The organism is Clostridioides sp. ZZV15-6598 (assembly GCF_020657705.1).
GTDB classification, from domain to species: Bacteria; Bacillota; Clostridia; order Peptostreptococcales; family Peptostreptococcaceae; genus Clostridioides; species Clostridioides difficile_F.
This window is the reverse complement of record NZ_JAGWCS010000057.1, coordinates 1-24254: the sequence shown is the minus strand read 5'-3', so window position 1 is coordinate 24254 and position 24254 is coordinate 1. Positions and strand designations below refer to the sequence as shown.

General features: G+C 27.7%; 21 protein-coding genes. 4 read left to right on the top strand and 17 right to left on the bottom strand.

The annotated features are described in order from the left end of the window. Nucleotides 1-75 precede the first annotated feature (75 nt). From KGF50_RS12160 to KGF50_RS12135, 6 genes are all read right to left on the bottom strand, one after another. The gene (locus KGF50_RS12160; protein WP_227848286.1) at nt 76-1044 is read right to left on the bottom strand and encodes an ABC transporter substrate-binding protein; all 969 of its coding nucleotides are present in this window, start codon (nt 1042-1044) and stop codon (nt 76-78) included. An 84-nt stretch (nt 1045-1128) separates the two neighbouring features. After that, nucleotides 1129-1884, bottom strand: coding sequence for an ATP-binding cassette domain-containing protein (locus KGF50_RS12155; RefSeq protein WP_227848285.1), 756 nt, complete (start codon nt 1882-1884; stop codon nt 1129-1131). Then, nucleotides 1881-2837, bottom strand: a complete 957-nt coding sequence (locus KGF50_RS12150) for an iron chelate uptake ABC transporter family permease subunit (protein ID WP_227848284.1) — start codon at nt 2835-2837, stop codon at nt 1881-1883. Before KGF50_RS12150 ends, KGF50_RS12155 begins: the two co-directional genes overlap by 4 nt. After that, nucleotides 2827-3780 (bottom strand): iron chelate uptake ABC transporter family permease subunit, encoded by a 954-nt coding sequence (locus tag KGF50_RS12145; protein WP_227848283.1) that lies wholly within the window; start codon nt 3778-3780, stop codon nt 2827-2829. The genes KGF50_RS12150 and KGF50_RS12145 overlap by 11 nt, the downstream gene beginning before the upstream one ends. A 262-nt stretch (nt 3781-4042) precedes the next feature. Continuing rightward, nucleotides 4043-5026, bottom strand: coding sequence for a membrane dipeptidase (locus tag KGF50_RS12140; protein WP_227848282.1), 984 nt, complete (start codon nt 5024-5026; stop codon nt 4043-4045). A 59-nt stretch (nt 5027-5085) separates the two neighbouring features. Further along, nucleotides 5086-6288, bottom strand: coding sequence for a DUF819 family protein (locus KGF50_RS12135; protein ID WP_227848281.1), 1203 nt, complete (start codon nt 6286-6288; stop codon nt 5086-5088). Between the two features lie 197 nt (nt 6289-6485). On the opposite strand from KGF50_RS12135, the gene KGF50_RS12130 reads away from it, so the two are divergent. After that, complete coding sequence (locus KGF50_RS12130; RefSeq protein WP_227848280.1) at nt 6486-7040, top strand: cupin domain-containing protein; 555 nt, start codon at nt 6486-6488, stop codon at nt 7038-7040. A gap of 100 nt (nt 7041-7140) precedes the next feature. Here KGF50_RS12130 and KGF50_RS12125 read toward each other — a convergent pair whose 3' ends face one another. The 10 genes from KGF50_RS12125 to KGF50_RS12080 form a co-directional block, all read right to left on the bottom strand. Next, complete coding sequence (locus KGF50_RS12125; RefSeq protein ID WP_227848279.1) at nt 7141-7932, bottom strand: HAD hydrolase family protein; 792 nt, start codon at nt 7930-7932, stop codon at nt 7141-7143. A 27-nt stretch (nt 7933-7959) separates the two neighbouring features. Continuing rightward, complete coding sequence (locus KGF50_RS12120; protein WP_227848278.1) at nt 7960-9048, bottom strand: cysteine protease StiP family protein; 1089 nt, start codon at nt 9046-9048, stop codon at nt 7960-7962. Between the two features lie 53 nt (nt 9049-9101). Next, nucleotides 9102-10340 (bottom strand): phosphoribosyltransferase family protein, encoded by a 1239-nt coding sequence (locus KGF50_RS12115; RefSeq protein WP_227848277.1) that lies wholly within the window; start codon nt 10338-10340, stop codon nt 9102-9104. Next, nucleotides 10318-11394 carry an HpcH/HpaI aldolase/citrate lyase family protein gene (locus KGF50_RS12110; RefSeq protein ID WP_227848276.1) on the bottom strand — a complete coding sequence of 359 codons (1077 nt, stop codon included), beginning with the start codon at nt 11392-11394 and terminating at the stop codon, nt 10318-10320. The genes KGF50_RS12115 and KGF50_RS12110 overlap by 23 nt, the downstream gene beginning before the upstream one ends. A gap of 60 nt (nt 11395-11454) precedes the next feature. After that, nucleotides 11455-12591, bottom strand: coding sequence for a toxic anion resistance protein (locus KGF50_RS12105; protein ID WP_227848275.1), 1137 nt, complete (start codon nt 12589-12591; stop codon nt 11455-11457). Then, nucleotides 12592-14154 carry a YceG family protein gene (locus tag KGF50_RS12100; RefSeq protein ID WP_227848274.1) on the bottom strand — a complete coding sequence of 521 codons (1563 nt, stop codon included), beginning with the start codon at nt 14152-14154 and terminating at the stop codon, nt 12592-12594. 86 nt (nt 14155-14240) lie between these two features. Next, entirely contained in the window at nt 14241-17000 is a 2760-nt protein-coding gene (locus KGF50_RS12095) for a calcium-translocating P-type ATPase, PMCA-type (protein ID WP_227848273.1), read from the bottom strand. After that, on the bottom strand, nt 16990-17619 hold the full coding sequence (locus KGF50_RS12090) for a TerD family protein (protein WP_227848272.1): 630 nt from the start codon (nt 17617-17619) through the stop codon (nt 16990-16992). Before KGF50_RS12090 ends, KGF50_RS12095 begins: the two co-directional genes overlap by 11 nt. A gap of 85 nt (nt 17620-17704) precedes the next feature. Beyond that, nucleotides 17705-18283 carry a TerD family protein gene (locus KGF50_RS12085; protein WP_227848271.1) on the bottom strand — a complete coding sequence of 193 codons (579 nt, stop codon included), beginning with the start codon at nt 18281-18283 and terminating at the stop codon, nt 17705-17707. Between the two features lie 34 nt (nt 18284-18317). Then, a complete protein-coding gene (locus KGF50_RS12080; protein ID WP_227848270.1) occupies nt 18318-18896 on the bottom strand; it encodes a TerD family protein in 579 nt (192 codons plus the stop codon). Nucleotides 18897-19225: 329 nt separating this feature from the next. Between KGF50_RS12080 and KGF50_RS12075 the strand changes: the two genes are divergently transcribed. Further along, nucleotides 19226-20662 (top strand): trypsin-like peptidase domain-containing protein, encoded by a 1437-nt coding sequence (locus tag KGF50_RS12075; protein WP_227848269.1) that lies wholly within the window; start codon nt 19226-19228, stop codon nt 20660-20662. A gap of 116 nt (nt 20663-20778) precedes the next feature. Here the strand turns inward: KGF50_RS12075 and asnB are convergent, their stop codons facing one another. Next, nucleotides 20779-22662, bottom strand: coding sequence for an asparagine synthase (glutamine-hydrolyzing) (asnB, locus tag KGF50_RS12070; protein WP_227848268.1), 1884 nt, complete (start codon nt 22660-22662; stop codon nt 20779-20781). Nucleotides 22663-22833: 171 nt separating this feature from the next. On the opposite strand from asnB, the gene KGF50_RS12065 reads away from it, so the two are divergent. Together KGF50_RS12065 and KGF50_RS12060 are read left to right on the top strand one after the other, a co-directional pair. Then, entirely contained in the window at nt 22834-23538 is a 705-nt protein-coding gene (locus tag KGF50_RS12065) for a superoxide dismutase (protein ID WP_285894667.1), read from the top strand. Nucleotides 23539-23650: 112 nt separating this feature from the next. Next, the gene (locus tag KGF50_RS12060; protein WP_227848267.1) at nt 23651-24187 is read left to right on the top strand and encodes a metal-dependent hydrolase; all 537 of its coding nucleotides are present in this window, start codon (nt 23651-23653) and stop codon (nt 24185-24187) included. Nucleotides 24188-24254: the final 67 nt, after the last annotated feature.

The window sequence follows — 24254 nt, the reverse complement described above, 5'->3', positions numbered from 1 at the left end:
CATAAAAAATCAGCCACTTTAAAGTGGCTGATTACATAATCATTATATAAAGCACATTTACTATAAACAATAGGCTTACTTATTAACTGCTTTTGAAGCATCATCTATCATTTTATTTAAAGATGTAAGTCCACCATCATTTACATACCATGTTGGTGCATCCAAGTATATTATATTATCATTTTTATAAGCATCCATAGATTTTATTACGTCATTGTTTAAAACAGATTTAGCTGTTAAACCAGCTTTCACATCGCTACCAGTAGCTATACCTCTATCTATAACAAACATAATATCTGGATTTTGCTTAGCTATATATTCAAAAGTAATATTTTGACCATGACTTGATTCCTTTATATTCTTATCTTTATTCTTAAATCCAAAACTGTTGTATAATATGCTAAATCTAGACTCTTCACCAAATACACTTAAATTTCCTTCATTTACCATAAGAGTTAAAGCATTTAATTCTTTTCCTGTTACTTTTTTATTTAAAACTTCTATTTTCTTTTCAATTTTAGCAAATTCTTGATTAGCCTTCTCTTCTACTCCAAATATTTTAGCTATTTTATTTATATTGTTTTTGACAGATTCTAAATACTTCTTATCATCTTTACTTGTACTTATTGTTGGTGCTATCTTAGATAATTGCTCATAAAAATCTTCTTGCCTTCCATTTATTATAATTAAATCTGGATTTGTTGATTTTATACCTTCTAAATCTGGTTCTTTTAATCCACCTAAGTCTGCATATTTTTCATCTTTATACTTTTCTAAAGATGCTGGCAAACTTGATTTTGGAAGTCCTACTAAACTCTCACTGACACCTAGTGCATCCATTGTATCTAGTGCTGAATAATCAAATACTACCACTTTTTTAGGCTTTAACTTTACATCTGTTTCTCCTAAGCTATGAGTTATTTTTATAGTAGCATCTGAAGTATCTGATGTTTTCTTCTCACTTTTTTTACTCCCACCTAATGCAAATACTGCTACTAATCCTACTATAGCCACTGTTGCTATTATTGCTGCTTTTTTATTCATCTTAATGTCTCCCTCATTTTTTATTAATATTCGTCTTAGTTTAAATTTTTATTAGAAAATTCATAGATTTTTATCTATAGCGTTTTAAAAATAAACACATATTCTATTTCCATTTATATGCTTAATGTCAAAGTTCATTTCGTAAATATTTCCTAAAACTTTTTCATTGACTATTTCATCTGTACGACCTACCTTTTCAATTTTTCCATTTTTAAGTGCAACTATATTATCTGAATAGCATGAAGCAAAATTTATATCATGCATAACCAACACTATAGTCTTACCTAACTCATCACAAAGACTTCTAAGTACCTTCATCATTTGTACTGAATGATTCATGTCCAAATTGTTAAGTGGTTCATCAAGTAATATGTACTCCGTATTTTGGGCTATTACCATTGCTATATAAGCTCTTTGTCTTTGCCCACCACTTAATTCATCCAAATATTTATCTTGTATATCAGTTAATTTCATATACTCTATTGCTTCATTAATATACTTTTCATCTTCTTGAGTTAAATTTCCTTCACTGTATGGAAATCTTCCAAATCCAACTAATTCTTTTATTGTGAGTTTTAAAGTTATATTATTAGATTGTTTAAGTATAGCTATTTTTTTAGCTAGTTCTTTATTGTTGTAAGAAGTTAAGCTTTTTCCTTCTATCAATACTTCTCCACCATCACCCCCTATAAGTCTTGTTACTATTGATAACACAGTACTTTTACCAGCACCATTTGGACCTATAAAAGATGTTATTTTTCCTTTTTCTATATTAAAAGAAACATTATCTACAACATTTTTATTTTTATATTTTTTAAATATATTTTTTATTTCTATCATCTATTTGCCCCCTTTAATAATAATTGGATAAAGTAAATTCCTCCTATAAAATTTATTACTACACTTAATGTTGTGTTAAATTTGAATATATGTTGTATAAAAAATTGACCTATTATTAAAGTAATCATTCCTAACAATATAGAACCGAAAATTAAATAAGTATGTTTATATGTTTTAAAAACTTCTCTAGCTATGTTGGCTAGTAAAAGTCCTAAAAATGTCATAGGTCCAATGAGTGCTGTTGATACTGAAACTAAAATTGCTATTAGGATTATCATTTTTTTTACTACTTTATCAAAATCTACACCTAAATTAATTGCCTGTTCTCTGCCTAATGATAGTACATCTAAATATTTTATCTCATCATATATAAAAGGTATTGTTGCAATAACTATTATAAATGCAATTAATAACACATTTGTATTTATATTATTTAGACTAGCCATTATGCTAGTTTGTAGTGCTAGAAATTCATTAGGGTCTATCATTACTTGAATAAATGTTGTTGCACTTTTGAATAGAGTTCCAAATATCATTCCTACTAGGATTAAAAAGAAAATATTATTTTCTTTTCTTTCAAATAATGCTCTATACAATAGCATTGAAGCTACAATCATTATAGTAACATTAATGATAAAATTATAATTTTCATTTGTAATAAGATTACTGGTTGCTCCAAATATAAATACTATTATAGTCTGAATCATTACATATAAGGAATCTAGCCCTAGTACACTTGGTGTTAATATCTGATTGTTAGTAATTGTTTGAAATACTACAGTAGTAAATGCTATACATCCTCCTCCTAGTATCATAGCAAATATTTTTGGTATTCTTTGTGATAATGCATAGTCTAGATTATTCCTGTCTATTCCATAGCTTAAAAAAATTGCTATTGATATCAAGAGTAATGCAGTCATCAAATAAATTTTTTTATTAAGACTAAGCTTCATTTATATTCCTCCTTAATATTAAGTAAAGGAATAGTATACTTCCTATAACGCCAACTGTAAGTCCTATAGATATTTCATATGGATAAATGATAATCCTTCCAAAAATATCACATATAAGTACAAATATTGCCCCAAATAATCCCGTATGCCATATACTATCTCTTATATTATCACCCATATACAGAGACACAATATTTGGAACTATTAGACCTATAAAAGGTATATTACCAGCAGTAACAACTACACATACTGTAACAAGAGCTACTATTATTAAACCTACATTGACAACTTTTTTATAACTTAGCCCTAAGTTAGTTGCAAAATCCATCCCCATCCCAACAACAGTAAATCTATTTGCATAAATATATGCTATTATTATGAGAGGTATTGTTATGTATAATATTTCATAATTTCCTTTAAGTATCATAGAAAAGTCACCCTGCATCCAAGAACTTACATTTTGACTCAAATCATATTTATATGCAATAAAATCGGTCATAGAACCTATTATATTTCCAAACATTATACCTACTAATGGCACGAATATTATATTTTTAAACTGTAACTTCCTTATTATTTTCATAAACATAAATGTTCCTATAAGAGAAAATATAAATGCTATTATAGTCTTCATAAAAATCGATGCACTTGGTATTAAAAGCATACAAATTACTATACCAAATTGAGCTGCATCTATTGTTGCTCCTGTAGTAGGTGATACAAATTTATTTTTACTTATCTGTTGCATTATAAGGCCTGCTATACTCATTCCTATACCTGCAATTAATATACTTATTAATCTTGGTATTCTACTCATGACAAATATCATAAGTTTATGCTGATTTTTTGCAAATATATGCATTATGTTTATATCTTCTGCACCTATAAATAAGGAAAAATAAGATAAAATTATTATTCCTATAATTAAATATCTCTTTTTCATTCTCCCTCCTTGATTTTTATTAGAAATGATAATTGTTATCATTTCTTTTTATAGTTTATCAATAATAATTATCATTGTCAATATATATAAATATTTGTTTTTTTATATAAAAAATGTTACTAGAATTTTTAATTCTAGTAACATTTAAATTTAATCTAATCTGTATACCATATATATAAATCTACATATATGAATGTTTCTTGTTATGTACAAATACTTATTCTTAATCATAGTACTTTCTATATCTAATCTAATTACTGCATTACTTTAGTATCTCTTTAAATACTCTATAGAAATTTCCACTAGATATTAGATTTATATCACTTTTTTTATATCCTCTTTTTTGAAGCTCTATCACTATATTTTTAGCTTCATATGTACTTTTAAGACCCTCTACACTTGGATTTTTAGAATTTCCTTCAGTAAAAGAACCTATAGTCTCTTCTCCTAGATAATCACTAAAATCAAAGCCAAAAGATACATGCTCTATACCTATGAGATTCACCATATAATCTATATGGTCGACTAAATGTATTAAATCCTGCTTCTTAGGGTTACTGTTGGTAAATCCTCTAAAACTGTTTATTCCCACTAATCCACCCGTTTTTGAAATTTCTTTTAGTTGGTTATCTGTTAGATTTCTTTTTGCATCACATAGATTTTTAGCATTAGAATGGGAAGCTATAACTGGTTTACTTACAACAGACATCAAATCCCAAAATGATTTTTCGTTTAGATGTGATACATCTATTATCATACCTAATTTTTCTAACTTATCTACTGCTTTTTTCCCTATTTCAGTTAGTCCCCTGTTGTCATCTCCTAAACACCCTGTTGCAAGTTCATTCTGTTCATTCCAAGTTAATGATGCATGTCTAGCTCCAACTTCTTTATAATAATATTCGATTAAGTCTAAATTTTTTCCAACATGGCTTAAACCTTCAAGACCAATTAAAATATTTATTTTACTCTCATTTAGGCCTTTATTTATATCAGAATATTTTTTTACTATATTTGCAACATCCTTCATATCTTCAATTTCTTCTTTTACACACTCTATTATCTGCTTAACTCTCTTTTCAGGCTTTTTATCATATGGTGGATCTATCCATATTACAAAAATAGCACCTTCAATATTTGCTTTTTTAAAATTTTCAAGATGGATTCTCCTAAATACATCTTTCTCTCCATTAAGCCTTCTTATCGTTACATCTGACCAAGTATCTGAATGTCCATCAAAAATCATGACAACCTCCAATTAAATAAAGTCTTTTTCAAACGTTTGTTTTTCATTCTTTATAAAACTTATATTAAAATATTTCCTACTAAAAGACCAAAATAATTACCAACTATATATCCAAATGTCCCTACTATAAGTATTGGTCCTACTAACTTAGACCATCCTTTTGATATTGCCATAGCTGCTGCCGTTGTAGGTCCACCAATATTTGCATTAGATGCAAGAATAGCTTCTTCTAAACTAAACTTAAATATTTTGGCAACTATAAATGTAACTAACATGTTTATAAGTACCATTATTCCACAGTATAAAAGTAATAATGGTGATTTTTGAATTATTAATGGAATTGAAGCAGGAACACCTACTACAACAAAGAAAATATAGATTAAAAATGTACCCAACTCTTGCGCTCCCTTTATATCGCTAAAGAAATTAGGCATAAAAGTAGCAAAAAACATAGTTAAGGTAGTTATTATCAAGTATTGATTGCCAAATAAAGTATTTAGCATTGCTAAAAATGGATTTGATATTGGTATTATAGCTTTAAACCAACCTGACAATTCTACTGATACTGCAACTATTATAAAAGCACTACCAATGGCTATTGCTATATCTTTTAAAGATATTTCTTTTCTTCCCCAATAATTTGCTGCTATTGTTTCTCCTTCATTTACTCCTATACTTTCCATCTCATCTACATGTGGATGTTTAAAATGTTTTCTAAAAAATCCAATTGATGGGATGGCTATTAAAACAAAGAAATATAATGCCATCAAAAGATTATCTGCTACAACAGTTGCTGATACTAATTCTCCAGGTGCATCAAATGCTCCTGACATAGCTGCAAAGTTTACATTTCCACCTATATAAGAACCTGTCATCATAGCTGCAACAATATTTAAATCTGGTACTGCATTTTTTAATGCTAAAAATCCAATCATAGCTCCAAGTACAGTTCCTACAGAACCCACAAGAAATATTACAAGTAATCTTCCACTCTCTTTCCATATCTTTTTGATGTTACATTGATATAACAACAAAGCTATGGCTAAAGGAACAACATATCCCCAGACTTGGTCATATACAACAGACTCTACTGGTATAATATTTAGATTTGATAATAACATTGCCCCTACAAGAGCTATTATTGCTCCTGATATTTTTGACGCCCAACTATACTTTTGTTCTAAATAAATACTAAATGCTGCCCATCCAGTTACAATTGCCCATAATACCCAAATATTATCAGGACTTACAAAACTCCTCATCTCAACCGCCTCCATTTCATTAAATTAAAATATCAATATTAATATTCAATATATTGAATATTAATACTATTATAATTCATCTTTTCAGAAAATTCAATATAACGATGTAAATACATTCATTACATAACTTTTATTTTATTTTATTAATTTTAGAAACTATATATGTTATAATCATGTTTGAGGGGGGTTTTTATCTAATGGACATAGATGTTGGAAGCAAAATTAGAGCACTTAGAAAATCTAAAAATATAAGTATAGCTACTTTAGCCAAAGATTCTGGTTTAAGTACAGGTTTAATAAGTCAAATTGAACGTAATATGGTTGTTCCATCAATTATAGCAATGTGGAAAATATCAAGAACTCTTGATGTAAACATAGGTTATTTTTTTGATGATATTGGGAAGGATGATTCTAATATAGTAGTAAAGAAAAATAATCGAAAGAAAATAGTAACTAACGATTCTACAAAATTTTACGAGCTTCTTGTTCCTAATTTAATCGGAAAAAAAATAGAATTTATACTTGTTACATTAGATGGACATACAAAAAAAAGTAATGAATTTGTGACACATGAAGGAGAGGAATGTGGATACATAATAAAAGGAAAAATGAAAATAACACTTGGTAATAAAGAGTATATATTAGAGGAAGGGGACAGTTTTTATTTTAACAGCACTATACCTCATATATATGAAAACTGTGATGATAATGAATGTATTTCAGTTTGGGCAATGACCCCACCTTCATTTTAATATACTAGACTCTTTTTTAAGTATAAATTAATAAAAATCTGAAATAAATTAGTATGATAAACTTTATCCTAATTTATTTCAGACTTTTCTAGTTTATTGGTTATATATTAAGTAGGCAACTTTCATCTAAAATTTTAGATAATATTTCCTCAGTTCCACTCATTCCATCAGATTTACTTGATATAAATGTATTTCTTGTTTCACTTTTATTTATATCACCATGCTTCAATACATAAGCATTATTTGAAATATCGAGCATCCCAAAATCCATAATAGAATCCCCAATTGCATAAAAATCTTCTATTCCTAATTCTTTGGTCAAGTATTTTATGGCATTTTCTTTTGAGATTTCTTTTGGTATAAAGTAAATTTTTCTACCACTCACATACAATCTCCAGTTTTTTGATTCTAATATATTTATATACTCTCTAATTGAATCTAAATTAAATTTCTTAAAATCTACAACTATATAAAAAAATGTATCCTCTGCAACTTTAAAATTAGTTATTCCTTCTACATTCAAATAAGTTTTAAATTTATCCACCATGCTTTCAATAGGCTCATAGTTAGATTTTAATTTGTCTATCTTTTCACTCCATGATTTCAATATTTCATTATCTTTAAGTATAACTCCTCCATTTGAAGTTATACTCCATGGAAAGTAAATACCATATTTATTAAATTCTATACGCTTAAACTGCTCTATTGTTCTAGTAGTAGTTGGTACAAACATACCGTAATACTGTATTTGTTTTATTAAATTTATAGTATTTAGAGATATATAAGAAATTTCTTTCTCTTTATAGATTTCTATATTGGTATATCTCTTATCAGTATTTAAAAATTTATCAGAGTAAATAATACTCCTGTCTAAGTCTGAAAAAACAATCATTCAGTATTCTCCTGTCAAATATATTTTCTAAACATCTTTCATATTTTTTATTATGCCACAACACTTATAAGCTTTTAAATCCATTTCTTCAACTTCAACATTTTTCTCTTTTGCCAAAATAAATATATGCTCTAAAGATTTGTCATTTAAGTCTTTAACAAGTACCTTATATGGAACTCTTCTAAGTAAAACTCTTGTTGTTTCTCCTACACCTGGCTTGATAAAGTTGATATCTTTTATATCGTACTTTTCCTTTATATTTAAAACATCAAAATAACCATCTTTAGTTATAATATCACTTTTCCATTTTTCAACTTCATCAGATATATTTTTAAATTGGTTTTTGAAACAAGCTTCTATAGTTTCTATATAATTTATAGACTCATCTTTATCCTTTAAATGGCTATAAAACTTAGCACCATGAAAATCATCCTTGCCAATCAAATCTTCTCTTAGCACAGTTCTACTTACTAACCCAGAAACAGTTGAGTTTAAACATGCACTTGGTATTAAAAAGTCTTCTCTAATTCCATAAAGTCCAGAATATCCAGCAGGGTCAGCTAATACAGCAAGCGTTGAATCAAAATTCTTTTTAAATTTAATTTTAAGCTCATCACATGCTTTTTCTAGCTCTCTTGATATTGTTCCCTTGCCAGTCCATCCATCTAAAAATTGTATATTTGAATTTGGATGACTATTTATTATATATTCAACTGCATTCATATCTATTCCTTTATCTCTTATTATAGATATTGTATAGTGAGGTAAATTTAAATTATACTTATCTCTTAGGTATCTCTTTGCCAAAATACCAATTGGTGTTCCTGCTCTAGCAAGTGAAACTAGTACAACATCATTTCCATTTTTTTTAATTATCTTTTCACACATAACGCCTATAGAAAATGCCAGTTTATTCTTGTTTTGTTCTAGTTTATCATGATATAATTTTAGATAATCTTCACTAACCTCATACTCTATTGGTATCATTTCTGAATAATGTCTACCACTTTGTATTTTTAACTCTCTCTCTTTGTTTCCTTCTTCTTCAATTAAATTTGATATATCTTTTAATAAAAAGATAACATCATCTTTAGAATATGTGCTAAATTCTCCCATATGACTCAACTCCTATCTTAAAACTGCGATATATTTTATCTTGATAAAACATTTTAGCTACAACATACTATAGTCAATTTTTTTATGCTTGTATTTTTAATTATATCAATAAATTCCAGATAAGAATTCTCACTTTTATCTAACTCAACAAATAAATAACACTCAGAGAAATTATGTCTGTCTATGTTGTAAATATAATTTTGAACATCTAAATTATAAAAACTCTTTAATTTAAACTTGCTCCTAATAGGATAATTGTTTTTATCAATATTAATTATTGGACTTCTAGTCGTTGAATGATAGTATATATCACATTGATTTTCTTTTTCTTTTGCAAATAACATGGGTATATACATAAATTCTTCAGTACCTAAAAATAGAACCTTTTCTGTTTTCTTTTTTAAAGATTCTTTACTTTCTATAACTATTTTTTTACTTTCTCTTTTTACAATTTCTTTTAATTTAATTTGTTCTCTTTTGTTAATTCCAAATCTACCAGTATATCTTATATATTTCTTATTTCCAATATAATCTTCTAAATCAACGTTGATATGATTTACTATTAAATTTGTTTTATCATCCTTTATAGTACTCGATTGACTAATAGTACAATTATCATTGTAATTTGCAACAATATCTTCATTTATATCAAAATTAAAGTCTCCTTTAAATAAATACACAAATTCTATCTTACATCCAAGTTCTTTTTCTAGACTACTAATTTTTTTTAAATTTTCATCACTTACCCAATTAAGTATAGAACATATAGTATATTTCTTTTTAGGATAGATACTTTGAATCTTTCTAATTATATTCATACACGTATTAGCTGTAGTAATTTCATCGTCTACCAAAATTACTTCATCACCGAATTTAAAGTTGTCTAGCATTTCAAAATATAAATTTTGGTCTGTTGCATGAGAATGTTCTTCTAAAAAGTCTAAATTTTCTAGCTCATCAAATTGCTCCCTAGTGGTATGAATAAATTCATAATTCCCAGATAAGTAATCGAAAAAGCTATGTCCAACAGCTGTACCAGTTTCGGCAAAAGCTATTACAGTCCCTTTTGATGTTACCTTATTTTTTTTATTATAAATCATGGCCATTAACTTTCCTAAATTGTCCATCTCACTTGGTTTACAAGCTAAATGTTTTCCAAGTTTTTTTGATATAAATAAAAAACGCCTCTTGCTGTTATTTCTTATTCCTATATCTAAAAAATCATTTAAATCTAAGTTTAATGGATTATCAACAATGTCAATCTCGCAATTAAAATTTAAGCAATTCCTCATAGTCTACTCCTTTATTTAATACACCATATATTTTAGATAAAATCAATATTTTTTTAGCCCATAAAAAATGAGGATTTGTTTCATTCATTCTCTCACCTAATATGCCTTTACTCACACCATATTTACTATTTGTACTATCCAGTATCTCCAAAGCATCAGTAAAATCTTCATATGATACTGCGGATAATGCTTGTACAATTTGAATTTGCATTGGATGAATTACTGTCTTTCCAACTAACCCATGAAATTTATCCAATAATATTTCTTCTATATACTTATTTTTTATCTCTTCATTTGTCATATCAAAAAATTCCGATACACCTCCACTTATTGGTATATCTATCTCTGGTCTTTGAAGATATGTAATTATATCTAATATAAACGAAGAACAAATCAAATTATTATATATAGAAAAATTTTTATCTCTTCTTATACCATACATACCTAATATATCAGTTAGACCTATTCTAATACTAAGTATTCTTGATTTATATCTCAAAATAGTATTATATAAACTACTGAAGCTTAATTCTTTATTTTCTTTATATATAAACTCTCTTGTTTCTATTATTGGAATAACATACATATTTTGAAGACCTATAGAATTCAAAACTTCTATACAGTTTTCAATTAACTTCGAATTTGCTTTAGGAATCAATATTCCTGTTATAACATTATTGTTTTTAATTATAATCTCTTTAATTCTTAGCAACTGCTCTACATCTTTTATTCTCACAAAAATTAATGGTATCCCATCTTTATTAGTTATATTTTCATTGCTAATATTTTTCAAAATTAATTTAAGATTTTCTATAGCCTCAGATTCTCCATTTGCCCCAACAGCATCTTCTAAACAAATAGCTAATGGTCTAACTCCCTTAACATCACCTATAATACTCTTATAAATCATGTTATATTGAGTAGCTGGAACGTATAAAAAAGCACCCAGTGCATATTTCAGTACATCTTTTTCAGTATTGGCATTAAAGTCTTCTGGCACTTTCAAAAAAATTTTCTCTAAATCCTCTTTGCAGATATAATCGAAATATTTCAATGTACGGCCTCCTCATATACATAGAAAGGGCCAACTTTATCCAAATTAGCCCCTAATATACTACTTATTATAAATTATAGCTGTATTTAATTCCTCTAATCTCTTTGTATTATCCTTGATTGTAACTCTATTATTTTCTTCTATTCTCATAGTTTCATCTATACCAGATTTAATTGTATTGTACATTTTTTCTAATGTCTCTATTTGCACAGAACTTGTTCCAGCCATTCTAGCTATTTGTGCACTTTGAGAACTTACATTTTGTGCATTTCTAAGCAACAATTCATTAGTTTTATCATCAAGAGCTTTTAGAGACTTCGCTTGTAATTCTTGTTTTTTAAGCAATATTGCTTGAGATAAACATTGTTTAAATACTGGTAAAGTTACAACAAATGCACTATTGATTTTCCTAATTAAACCATAGTTATTATGTTGCATACCTCTAAGCATAGGTATTGTCTGGATAGCTATATTTTCTGCTATTCTTAAATCATAAACTCTTTGGTTTAACATATCATAAACTTTTAATAGTTCTTGATAGTTTACAATATCCATTTGGTCTCCACTAGTCTCTGATTTTTGTTTGAAGTATGGTAGTATTTCATTATCCATTTCCTCTACTGCCATTTCTCCAGCAACAATATATTTTTGAAGTTCGTTATAAAAGTCAAAGTTTTCATTTAGCATAGCACCAATTTGCTTATTAGAAAGTGCTATATCTCTTTCATATTGCTCAAGTTCAATTTGAATCTTTTCAACTTCTCCTCCCAGTGTTTCATACTTTTGAAACATCATTTCAATAGCATTATTAGCTTTTTTGAAAAGTTTTTGAACAAAATTTGGTTCCTTCGTCTCTTGAAAATCATCTAAATCAAATTTATCCATTATTTTAGTTAAGTGAACAAGCATTTTAGAGTTTTCTTCATTTCTATTCAATTTTATCGTATTTAATAGACTATCAGAAACTCTCGCTACTCCTTCAGATGCTTTTCTACCAAATTGTAAAATTGTATCTGGATTTTCTACTTCTATAAGAGAAGTTAAAGCCTCAACCTCTTTAGACTTTCTAAGTTCATTTTTTTTATTATTTGTATATTCCATTATATCAAATTTTTCTTCTTGTACAGTCGTAGGTAAATTTTCAACAGTCTCTACAGAATTATTATCTTTTGAAAAATTATTTATATTTATCCCCATTTAAAATCGTCTCCTCTTGCCAAAAATTTTTTTAAGTAAAGGTATTTCATCTTCAAGTAAATTCAATCTAAGGTCATATACCATTTTATCTAATCTGTGTATATCAATCAATTGGTTATTTATAACATTTTCTATATTATTTTCTCCGCCTGGAGATAATATAATAATATCAAATCCAATTTTGCTAAGTAAAAGCATTAGAAATACTACTTCTTTATCAAACACAATACTCTTATACATATATATAACCAACTTTGGATTTATGAGAGAGTAATCGAAATTATTCATCATATGAACAAGCTTCTTATCCATATGAAGTACTGTGAATAATCCTTTTATTTTATCCTCTCCACTTAGTCCACTTAAAAACATGTTGCCTTCTATAAGTTCTTCCACTTTTTCTAGAATCATAATTTGTTGATTTAATGCTAATGTTGAAATAGAATATTCTTTATTATTTAAAACAGAATTTTTATCTATAATACCTTTTGAATTTAATACAAATGATAGGCTAAAAGCTTCTCTCGTAAATTCTTTTGAAAATCTATCTATATCTCCATTAAATTCAATAAATGTTGAACTTTCTGAATCTCTTAATAAATCTAAAAACTTAATATATTCATTTTTATCATTATATATTCCATTGATTTTAGAAAAGAAAACTGGAGTTTCTACTATAGTATCATTAAACTTAAATCCTGGTCTCAATTTTAATGGCTGATTCCAATATATTGAGATTTCATCAATAGTTGAACTTAAAAGTAAGCTTTTTATTTTTCTATCTTGAAGTTGCCAAGGTTTTATAAATCCAGAATCATTTAACAATTCTTCACTTATTCGTTTTGATGCTTCTGCTCCAACAGTAAAAGCTTTTTTTACAGAACCTTTATCTATCTTTTCACCTGAAACAACTCTATCTTCAAAAGAAACTTTTTCTTCTATTGTATTAGCCTCTTCTAATTCTATCTTATATTTCTCTAAATTTAAGATACTTATATTACTCTTTGAGTTTGGATTAAGGTATAATACATCAAATCCTGCCAAGTACAATATTAAGAGTAAGTAAACTTCATGCTTTTTTATGTCTCCATAAAATATTATTTTTGGAGCATCATTTTTATTTATATCTAAGGCACCAATATAGGTCTTTATCCATGCCATTATTTTCACTATAAAATTTTGTTTAACTCTATCATTAGTAAAGTCTTTTTCTTCCTCTTTTAATACCCTATCTATTGCTTGCTTTATTTTATAATCTATTTCCTCAAATCCTAAGATACTTATATCTATATCTTCTGTACTGTTTTTATAATTTTTAAGTCCATTTTTAAAATAATTTATAATGTCAAAATCACTAGGATTTGCTATAACATCAGTAAATAAAGCAATATCTTTTCTACTATCAATATTTTGCTTAGTCTTAAACATTTCAAGATTATACAAAATCTCATCTTCTAAACCAATATATGAAATAAAATAACTTAAATATCCCTTTGAAGGAGTGTAATTTCCTCTATCTGATTGGCTGGAGAATATTTTTTCAAATACCTTTGAGTCACCCATAATTATCCTCCCAATTTAATTGTTTATTGATAACTGACTCAAAATATATATTTTGAGCCAGTTTGTTATTTTTTATAAAATTTATTTTAAGCTGTTTTTTTTGGTTTTACTAATCTTATTACATATTTTACAACTTCATTGACTACAACTACACTTGCTGCAACACATAAAACTTTTACCCATGTCATAACATCCATAGCCACAGAGTTAAAGAAGTCTTGGAATAACTGAGTAAATATTACTTGTGCAATACCTGTTAAAACTATTATTTGTAATGCTAGTTTATTATGTGTAAAGTTTGGAAAAATACTATCTGCATTAAATTCTCTACAGTTAAATGCATTAAATAATGCACTAAAAGCAAATAACGCAAACATTACAGTTCCCTTATGAGCTTCATCAACACCTAAGAAGTTAAATGTAGATTGTAACATTAGTATTGCTGTTATATAGAATGCATTTAATACTATTGTATATACCATTGACTTAGAAATTATATTTGCTTTTCTATCAACAGGTTTTCTATTTAACACGTGCTCTCTAACAGGCTCTAAACCTAATGCTAGTGCTGGTGGACCATCCATAATTATATTTACCCATAACAATTGTATTGTTGTAAATGGCATTTCTTGTCCCATAACCTGAGATATTATAGCCACTAAAAATGCAATTACATTTACTGTTAATTGGAATTGAACAAATCTTTGGAAGTTATCATAGATTCCTCTACCCCATTTAATACCTTTTACAATAGTACTAAAACTATCATCAGTTAAAATTATATCTGCTGCACTTTTTGATACTTCTGTACCAGATATACCCATTGCTATACCAACATCTGCCTTTGAAAGCGCTGGGGCATCATTTATCCCATCACCTGTTACAGCAACAACATCTCCACTCTTTTGAAGAGCTGAAACTATTCTCATTTTACTATCTGGCTTACTTCTTGCAACAATTGAAATAGTTTGTATTTCTTGTTTTAATTCTTCATCATCTAAAGTATCTATATATGAAGCTTCAACAGCTCTCATATTTCCTTTTAACAGACCTAACTCTTCACCTATAGCTCTTGCTGTATTTATATTATCTCCTGTAAGCATTTTTACAGAAACACCAGCTTTATTTGCTGTATTCACAGATTCTATAACATCTTTTCTAAGTGGGTCTCTTATACCAACAAAACCACTAAATACTAAATCACTTTCCATTGCACTTACATTCATAGCATCACTTTCAGCAGTTACTGCTGCTTCTTCTTCAGCTTGTGAGATTTCTTTATATGCAAAACCTAAAGTTCTCATTGATTTTACCTGTAATTTTTTTATTTCTTCTAAAATCTCATGTTTTATACCTTCAGTTATTGGAACTATATCTTTACCTCTTTGAATGTGTGAACATAGCTCAAGTAAAACTTCTGGTGCTCCTTTTGATAACAACACATGATTATTATCTTGACCTATAACAGATGTCATTCTCTTTGAATCAGAAGTAAAAGGATTTTGAGCTACTATATTAGATTCTTTTCTAACTTGTCTGTAATCTACATTTTTATAATATAGAAGTAATGCACATTCTGTAGCACTTCCCAGATACTTAACATCACTATCATTATGCTCTACATCAGCTGTAGAGTTTATCATACAGTTTTCTTCAAAATAACTATTTATTTCTTCTTCTGAACTCTCAATATATCTTCCATCAATATATGCAACTTCTACTGTCATTCTATTTTCTGTTAATGTACCAGTTTTATCTGAACATATTACAGAAACAGACCCTATAGTTTCACAAGCTTCTTTTTTAGTAACTAAAGCATTTATCTTAGCCATTTTTTGCATAGTTATTGCAAGTGTCATATTTATCATAGTTGGCAGACCTTCTGGAACAGCTGCAACTATCAATGCAACACATACTGTAAATGCTGTTTTAACAGGGTCTATCGATTCTAAAAATGGTAAAATCCCAGACATGTCAACATTTAATACATTCTTACTTACCATTTGGAAAACCATGAATATAAATAATAATCCTGCTACTGCACTAGAAACTTTAGCTATTAATCCACCTAGATTTCCAAGCTTTATCTGAAGTGGAGTTTGCTCATCTGCATCTGATAAGTTTTGAGCAATTTTACCCATTTCACTACTATCTCCAATTGAAGTTACAACTAATCTTCCTCTACCATAAGCAACAAGTGTACCACCAAATACCATATTTATTTGTTTTGCAGGAATTGGTTCTTGTACCACTAGTGCTCCTTTAGATTCTATTTCTTCCATTGGAACTACTACATCACATTTTTTAGATACATCATCTGATTCGCCTGTTAACATATCTTCTCTAATTTTAAGATTTATAGTTTCTATAAGTCTACCATCAGCAGGTACCATATCACCAGTTTCAATATATACTATATCTCCTGGTACTAGTTCACTCTTAGAAATTTGATGTATTTCTCCATCTCTTAGTACTCTAACTTCAATATTTTCAGTCATCTTAGAAAGAGCATCTGCCGCTTTCTTAGAACGACCTTCTGTAATCATACCTATTGCTATACCTATTGCTATAGCTCCTACAATCCCTATTGCATCATGAGTTTCTCCAATTACTGCACTTACTACTGCTGCAATAATTAAAATAACTATCATTGGCTCACTTAAACTTTCTTTTAAATCATCCCAAAAGCTTCCTTCCTCTTTTGGTGTAAATTCATTTAAACCATATTTTTCTCTTCTAGTCTTGACTTCTGATTCTGATAGACCTCTGTCAGGGTTAACAGACAAGTCTTTAGTTACATCTTCTTTGTCAACATTATAATATTTGATATCGTTATTAAATTCCATATACACACTCAATCCTGTCTAAATTTTGCATTACTTCTTTAAGACCCGCATCTTTTGTTCCTTCACCTATTGCTTTAAACTGCCAACTTCCATCTTTTCTATATATAGCCCCTACTATAAGAGTAGTTTTTTCCGAATAATTATCAGATAAATTATACTTTGCTATTTCCTTTTTATTGCTTTGGTCCTCAACTCTTATATAGGCATTTTTTATCATCCCAAAGTGTTGTTTTCTGTCTACACAATTGTATATATTTACTACAAATAATAATCTGTGAATATTTGATGGAACTTTATCTAAATTAACTATAATTTGTTCATCATCACCCACACCTTCACCAGTTAAATTATCTCCTGTATGTAAAACTGACTTACAGGCACTCTTTAAATTTCCAAAATAAATTAAGTCTTTTATCCCACTTAATTTTCCTTCCTGATTTAGCATAAATACAGATGCATCGCAATCTATATCAGCTTGTCCTCCACCAAATAAAGACTTAAGGAATCCTCCACCTGATTGTTGCACAGGGTCCCATCCTAAGCCCACAAGTATACTACTCAATCCAGGGTTGGATTTTTTTAAATCTATTTTATCACCTTTTGATAAATTAATCGACATACTGAACCTCCATAAAATTTTATATAATATAACCTATACATTATTTGTATAGGCTACTTATATTTAATATACTGTGTTACTCTTACTAAACACTTAATCCATAGTTTCTGCAAAGTGCTTCTAAGCCACCTTCAAATCCTGCTCCAACTGCACTAAACTTCCATTCTCCATTATACTTATATATCTCACATACAGTAATTGCAGTTTCTATACTAAATTCTTCGCCTAGGTCATATCTTAATATTTCTTGGTCATTTTCAGAGTTTAAAACTCTTATATATGAGTTGCTTACTTGTCCAAAGTTTTGTTTTCTTTCAGCAGCTTCATATATTGTAACTGTTACAGCTATTTTTTGTATATGCTTTGGCATTGTATCTAAGTTTACTAATATTTCTTCGTCATCTCCATCACCTTCACCAGTTCTATTATCACCTAAATGCTCAACTGCTCCAGATGAATGTTTTAAGTTATTGTAGAATATAAAATCTTCATCTCTTTCAACTCTTTGAGATTCTCCTACCATAAAAACACTGACATCTAAATCATAATCATAACCACTATCAAATGAATTTGTATCCCATCCTAATCCAAGTCTAATATTTTTAAGTCCTGGATTTCCCTTAGTTAAATCAATTTTTTGTCCTTTTTTTAATACTATAGCCATGGAAAATACCCCCTCTAGTTTATTATATTTAAAATTATAAGTTTATTCCAAAGTTTCCACATAACGCAGCAAGTCCACCTTCAAAACCAGAACCTAGTGCGTTAAATTTCCATTCTCCATTGTGTTTATATATTTCAGCTACTACTATAGCTGTCTCTATACTAAAATCTTCACCTAATTCATACTTTATTAGTTCTTCATTTGTATCTTTATCTACTATTCTTATATAAGAATTACTTACTTGCCCAAAATTTTGTGTTCTTTCTGTTGCATCATGAATTGTAACTGTAAAAGAAATTTTGCTTATTTCTGCAGGAATCTTAGATAAATCAACAACTATTTGCTCATCATCTCCATCACCTTCACCAGTTCTATTATCACCTAAATGTTCAACTGCTCCAGAAGTATGCTTTAAATTGTTGTAAAATACAAAATCTCCATCATTAGTAACACTTCCACTTGCTCCTGTTAAAAATGCTGCTGTATCTAAGTCAAAGTCAAATCCACCATCATACTTGTTAGTATCCCATCCTAACCCTACTAAAATATTTTTAAGCCCTGGGTTTCCTTTAGTTAAATCAACCTTTTGGCCTTTTGATAATGTTATACCCATAATTTATCGCTCCCTTGTTAATTTTAGCTAAACAAATCTTGCTAATTATTTATCTTTTTCTTTAATCATATTATAACATTTTTTATTCATTTGTGAATAAAACTTACTTGATATTTTTAAAATATAATTAAAAAAATGTTTATATTTCTTACTTTTTACATAGATTTTACATATTTTTTTAAAGAGATAAAATCTATGTTTAATATGTAATTATATATCATTTATATATACAAGTATACATTTTATTTTGAAACTACAAAATTCTTTGTACTATATTGTTTTAAGATGTTTTATAATAGATTATATCATCTTATTAGAGGAGAAAAAATATGATTTGTACTATTAAACCATTAAAAGTTGTAATAAAGAAGTCAAAAGAGCCTTTAAATGAATTTATGTCTCGTAAATCTTATACAAATAAGAGTTCTTCTTATATTAAAGAAGTCTACTTTACACGATATATAGGTATTGATGATTCGATTGATAAATACATAAAAAACATCAAAAATATAGATGTTCATTTTTTTAATAATACAACGATTCCCTATATTAGGCTAAACAACTTAAATATAAATTTTGATAAATCACAAACAGATAAGATGCTCAATATATTCAATACTTATAATGATGCTAAATTTAACAGTTGGGATTTATACAATATTGAATTTCCTTGTAAAATAGAAAATGATATCTTAGATTGGACAAAAAAAATTGCATTTAAAAGTACATTAGATTTGTTTTCTAAAAACACACCAAATTCAACACCATCTATTGTCAAAAACTTTGCTGTTAAGCTTTTATGTTGGATAGATTATTTTCTACCCAAATTATTTTATAATAAAGTCAAAATTACAGTTTCACCCAAAGTAGTGTATTTTGGAAATATTAAAAGACAGGAACTTTTTTTCTTATATTTTTTATCACAGCTTGGATGTGATATTTTGTATATAAATCCTCATAAAGATATCCTTGATTTGTATCCTGAATGTTCTAGATTTTCTACTTTAGTTGAGCTTTCTAAAAAAAGTACAACTATGCTAGATATACCTTTAGAAAAATTAAATACAGATATAAATAAGAATATCAATAATAACAAAACTTATACTCCTATAAATAAACCTCAATCTGAACAAACTTCTGTTGACACAAACTTTACATCTGCAAAAAATAAAAAAGATGAAGAGATAGAACTTACATATGAAGAACTCGCAAAATTATCAACTTCTGTTGTTATGATTGTTGTGTGTGATAATGAAAATAAACCATTTAAAAGTGGTTCTGGAGTAGTCATAAATAGTGAAGGTTATATACTTACAAATCTCCATGTAGTTAATGAAGGCTATTCATTTTTAGTTAGATTTGAAAATGATGATAAAGTTTATACATCATATCAAATCATAAAATACCACTCAGATTATGATTTAGCTATAATAAAAGTTGATAGAGAATGTAAATCAATACCAGTCAAGGTCAGCAAAAACCCTGTAAGAGGCCAAAAAATAGTTGCTATTGGAAGCCCTTTAGGTCTTTTCAATACAGTTTCAGATGGAATTATCTCTGCTTTTCGTGACTTTGAAACAGTTCAAATGATACAATTTACAGCTCCAATATCTAGTGGTAGCTCTGGAGGGGCTCTTTTAGATATGTTTGGGAATTTACTAGGGTTAATTTCTGCTGGATATGATGATGGACAAAACTTAAATCTAGCAGTAGAAAGTCATCTTGTCAAAATATTTGCCAATAATTTTATCGAAATAATAAACTAAATATATACAAATAAATATGTTTCAACTACCATTAACAATCCCGTTTGCTCTTGCTTCATTCCAATAAAGGGGGCGATAACATTCCATATGTTCGCCCTCTGTATGTCATGCATAAATTAATACTTGATGTTTTTATGCTCTATAAACAATTGATACCATAGACAAAATGTAAATATAGTCCATATTTTCCTTGAATTATCCTTATGACCTTTTAGATGTTCATCTAAAAGTTTTATTATATATTTTTTATCAATAAACTCGTCTACATTTGCATTAGAAATAGTTTCTCTTACAATATCGCCTAAGTCACCTTTTAACCAAACTCTTATTGGCGTTGGAAATCCTAATTTTTTTCTCTGAATAACATGTTCTGGTACCATATCTTTAAACGACTCTCTAAGTAGCACTTTTGTATTATTTTTAGTTATTTTTTGTTCAATTCTTAAGTTTTTTGCTATATCAAATACATCTTTATCTAAAAAAGGTACTCTAAGTTCTAGGTGCTCAGCTACAGAGAATTTATCAACTTTTTGAAGGATATCACCTTGAAGCCATGTATTTACATCTATATGTTGCATTTTACTTATATAATCGTAATTATTTTTCTGCGCTTCTCTGTATAAATTTGATAATAAATATTCATGTATATTCTTTTCCTTATATTTAAAAAAGAATCTTTTTACTTCATTATTTTCAAAAATCTTTGCATTTCCTATATATCTCTTTTCTAAAGGCGTTGTAGCTCTGTAAAGATAATTTTTACCTTTTATATTAGGCATAAGCTCTGAAACTCTGTTTAATACACTTCTAATATACACTGGTGAGTTTATGACTGATTTCACATTATTATATTCCTTATATATATTGTATCCTCCAAATAATTCATCAGCACCTTCTCCAGACAACGCTATTTTGACATATTTACTAGCTTCTTTAATTAAAAAATAAAGACCTACTCCTGATGGATCTGCCACAGGGTCATCCAAAAAATAAATTACACTTGGCAATGCTTTTATATAGTCATCTTGTGTTATATTAATTTGAATATTTTCTATGCCCAATTTATCGGCTGTTTTTTTAGCTATTTCCAATTCACTATATCCTTTAACATTAAAACCTAGTGAAAAAGACTTTATATTTGGATTAATTTGTGAAGCTATAGAGGTTATAATTGATGAATCTATACCACCAGACAAAAATGTTCCAACAGATTTATTTTCTGCTACTTGTCTTCTTACTGAGTCTATTACTACATTTCTCACTTCTTCTTCGCCTATATCTCTGTTTCCTAAATGATTCTTACTATAAAAAAATTTTGTGCTACTCCTAAATTCAAGTTTATCATATCTCTTTAAAGATAGTATTCCATTTTCCACTCTAAAAAAATGTCCTGCTGGTATCAATCTTATTCCTTGTATCATAGTATCTTCAGGAAGAACATATTGAAACGAAAAATAGCTCTGTAAGCTTCGTTCATTTATGTTTAGTTTTTTAATATACTCCAGTATAAATTTATATTCTGATGCAAAGATTATCACTTTTTCTTTATTTATATAGTAAAGTGGTTTTATTCCAAATAAATCTCTTGCCCCAAATATACTTTCATCTTCTTTATCATATATTATAAAGCTAAACATACCTTTTATCTTATGTACACAATTTTTTCCAAATGCTATATAAGATGTCAATAAGATTTCAATATCACTATCTGTAGCAAAGCTGTACCCTTTTTTAATCAATTCTTCTTTTATCTCACAACTATTATATATTTCACCATTTAAAACTATAACTTTTCCATCTTTTTCAAATGGTTTAACTCCATGTATAACATCTATCACATCAAATCTATTAAAATCAAACTCTTTTTCCCCATCTTTTAAGTAGCCTCTACTATCAAGACTTATATGATTTATGTTATTTGCAGATTCTTTTATTTTAAATTTAATATCTTCTTTTCTAGATATGTCTCCTTTATAATAAATTGAAATATTGCCACACATATTATCAAATTTCCTTCCTATTTTTTAGTATTATCCTGTATTTCATAGTTTTGTCTTTGACTTCAAAACTTATTCAATTTTAAAAAAATTACTATCAAATTTTTATAAATTATCTGTTAATCTTTCATAATTTTTTAATTTCTAGAAATACTATATTAGGAGGTGATTTTTATGAAGAAAAAAATGTTAATACCAGTTATTATGTCTTTATTTATACTTTCACAGTGTATAACTTTATTTGCTTTTACACCTGAAAATAACAAGTTTAAGGTTAAACCATTACCTTATGCTTATGATGCTCTTGAGCCCTATATAGATAAAGAAACTATGATTTTACATCATGATAAACATTATCAAGCTTACGTTGATAAGTTAAATGCAGCTCTTGAAAAATATCCTGAGCTTTATAATTATTCTTTATGTGAATTATTACAAAACCTAGATTCTTTGCCTAAAGATATTGTTACAACTGTAAGAAATAATGCAGGTGGTGCTTACAATCATAAATTCTTTTTTGATATAATGACTCCTGAAAAAACTATACCTTCTGAATCTTTAAAAGCAGCCATTGACAGAGATTTTGGTTCTTTTGAAAAATTCAAAGAGGAATTTCAAAAAGCAGCTTTAGATGTTTTTGGTTCTGGTTGGGCTTGGCTAGTAGCTACTAAAGATGGTAAATTGTCCATTATAACTACTCCAAACCAAGATAGTCCTGTAAGTAAAAACTTGACTCCTATCATAGGTCTTGATGTTTGGGAACATGCTTACTATTTAAAATATCAAAACAGAAGAAATGAATATATTAACAATTGGTTTAATGTAGTTAATTGGAATGGAGCTTTAGAAAATTATAAAAATTTAAAATCTCAAGATTAATTAAATATTAAAATCCTTTTGAAAAAAACTTATGTTTGCTATATAATATAATAAAAGATAGTCTAAATTTACCAATATTATGTTTATAGTGACGATTCAGGAGGATTTTTATATGATAAAGGAAACACATGAAAGGGGAGGATATATATTAGCACTTTTGATACTCCCCTTTATAAATAATATATATTTAGTCAAATACGATACTACATATAAAATAGTATTAATTATAATCTATATCTATTTTGCATATTTAGGTTCATTGTTTCCAGATATAGATATGAGAGGTTCTTACATAAGTAAAAAATTTATATTAATTTACAAGTTATTTGGAAGTAGGTTTAGACATAGAGGGTTTACTCATAGCCTTCTTGCATTATTACTCATTGGTAGTTCTTTTAAGTCTCTAACAATCTTTACTAACAACAATATAGTTTTTTCATGTCTGTCTAGTGGATTTATAATAGGATATTTTTCTCACATGTGTCTTGACCTTATTACTAAAGAAGGTATCGAATTGTTTTTTCCCATTACTATAAACATTTCCTTACTCCCTATAAAAACTAGCTCAAAAACAGAAAAATTCATATCTAAACTTTTAAACTTCATAGTTATTTTTTTAATCGGATATCAATTTTACATTTTATTTTAATTTATTTTTATAGTTATATACTTATAAATTGATTAATAAATTTAAAAATTGTCTTAAAAGAATACTT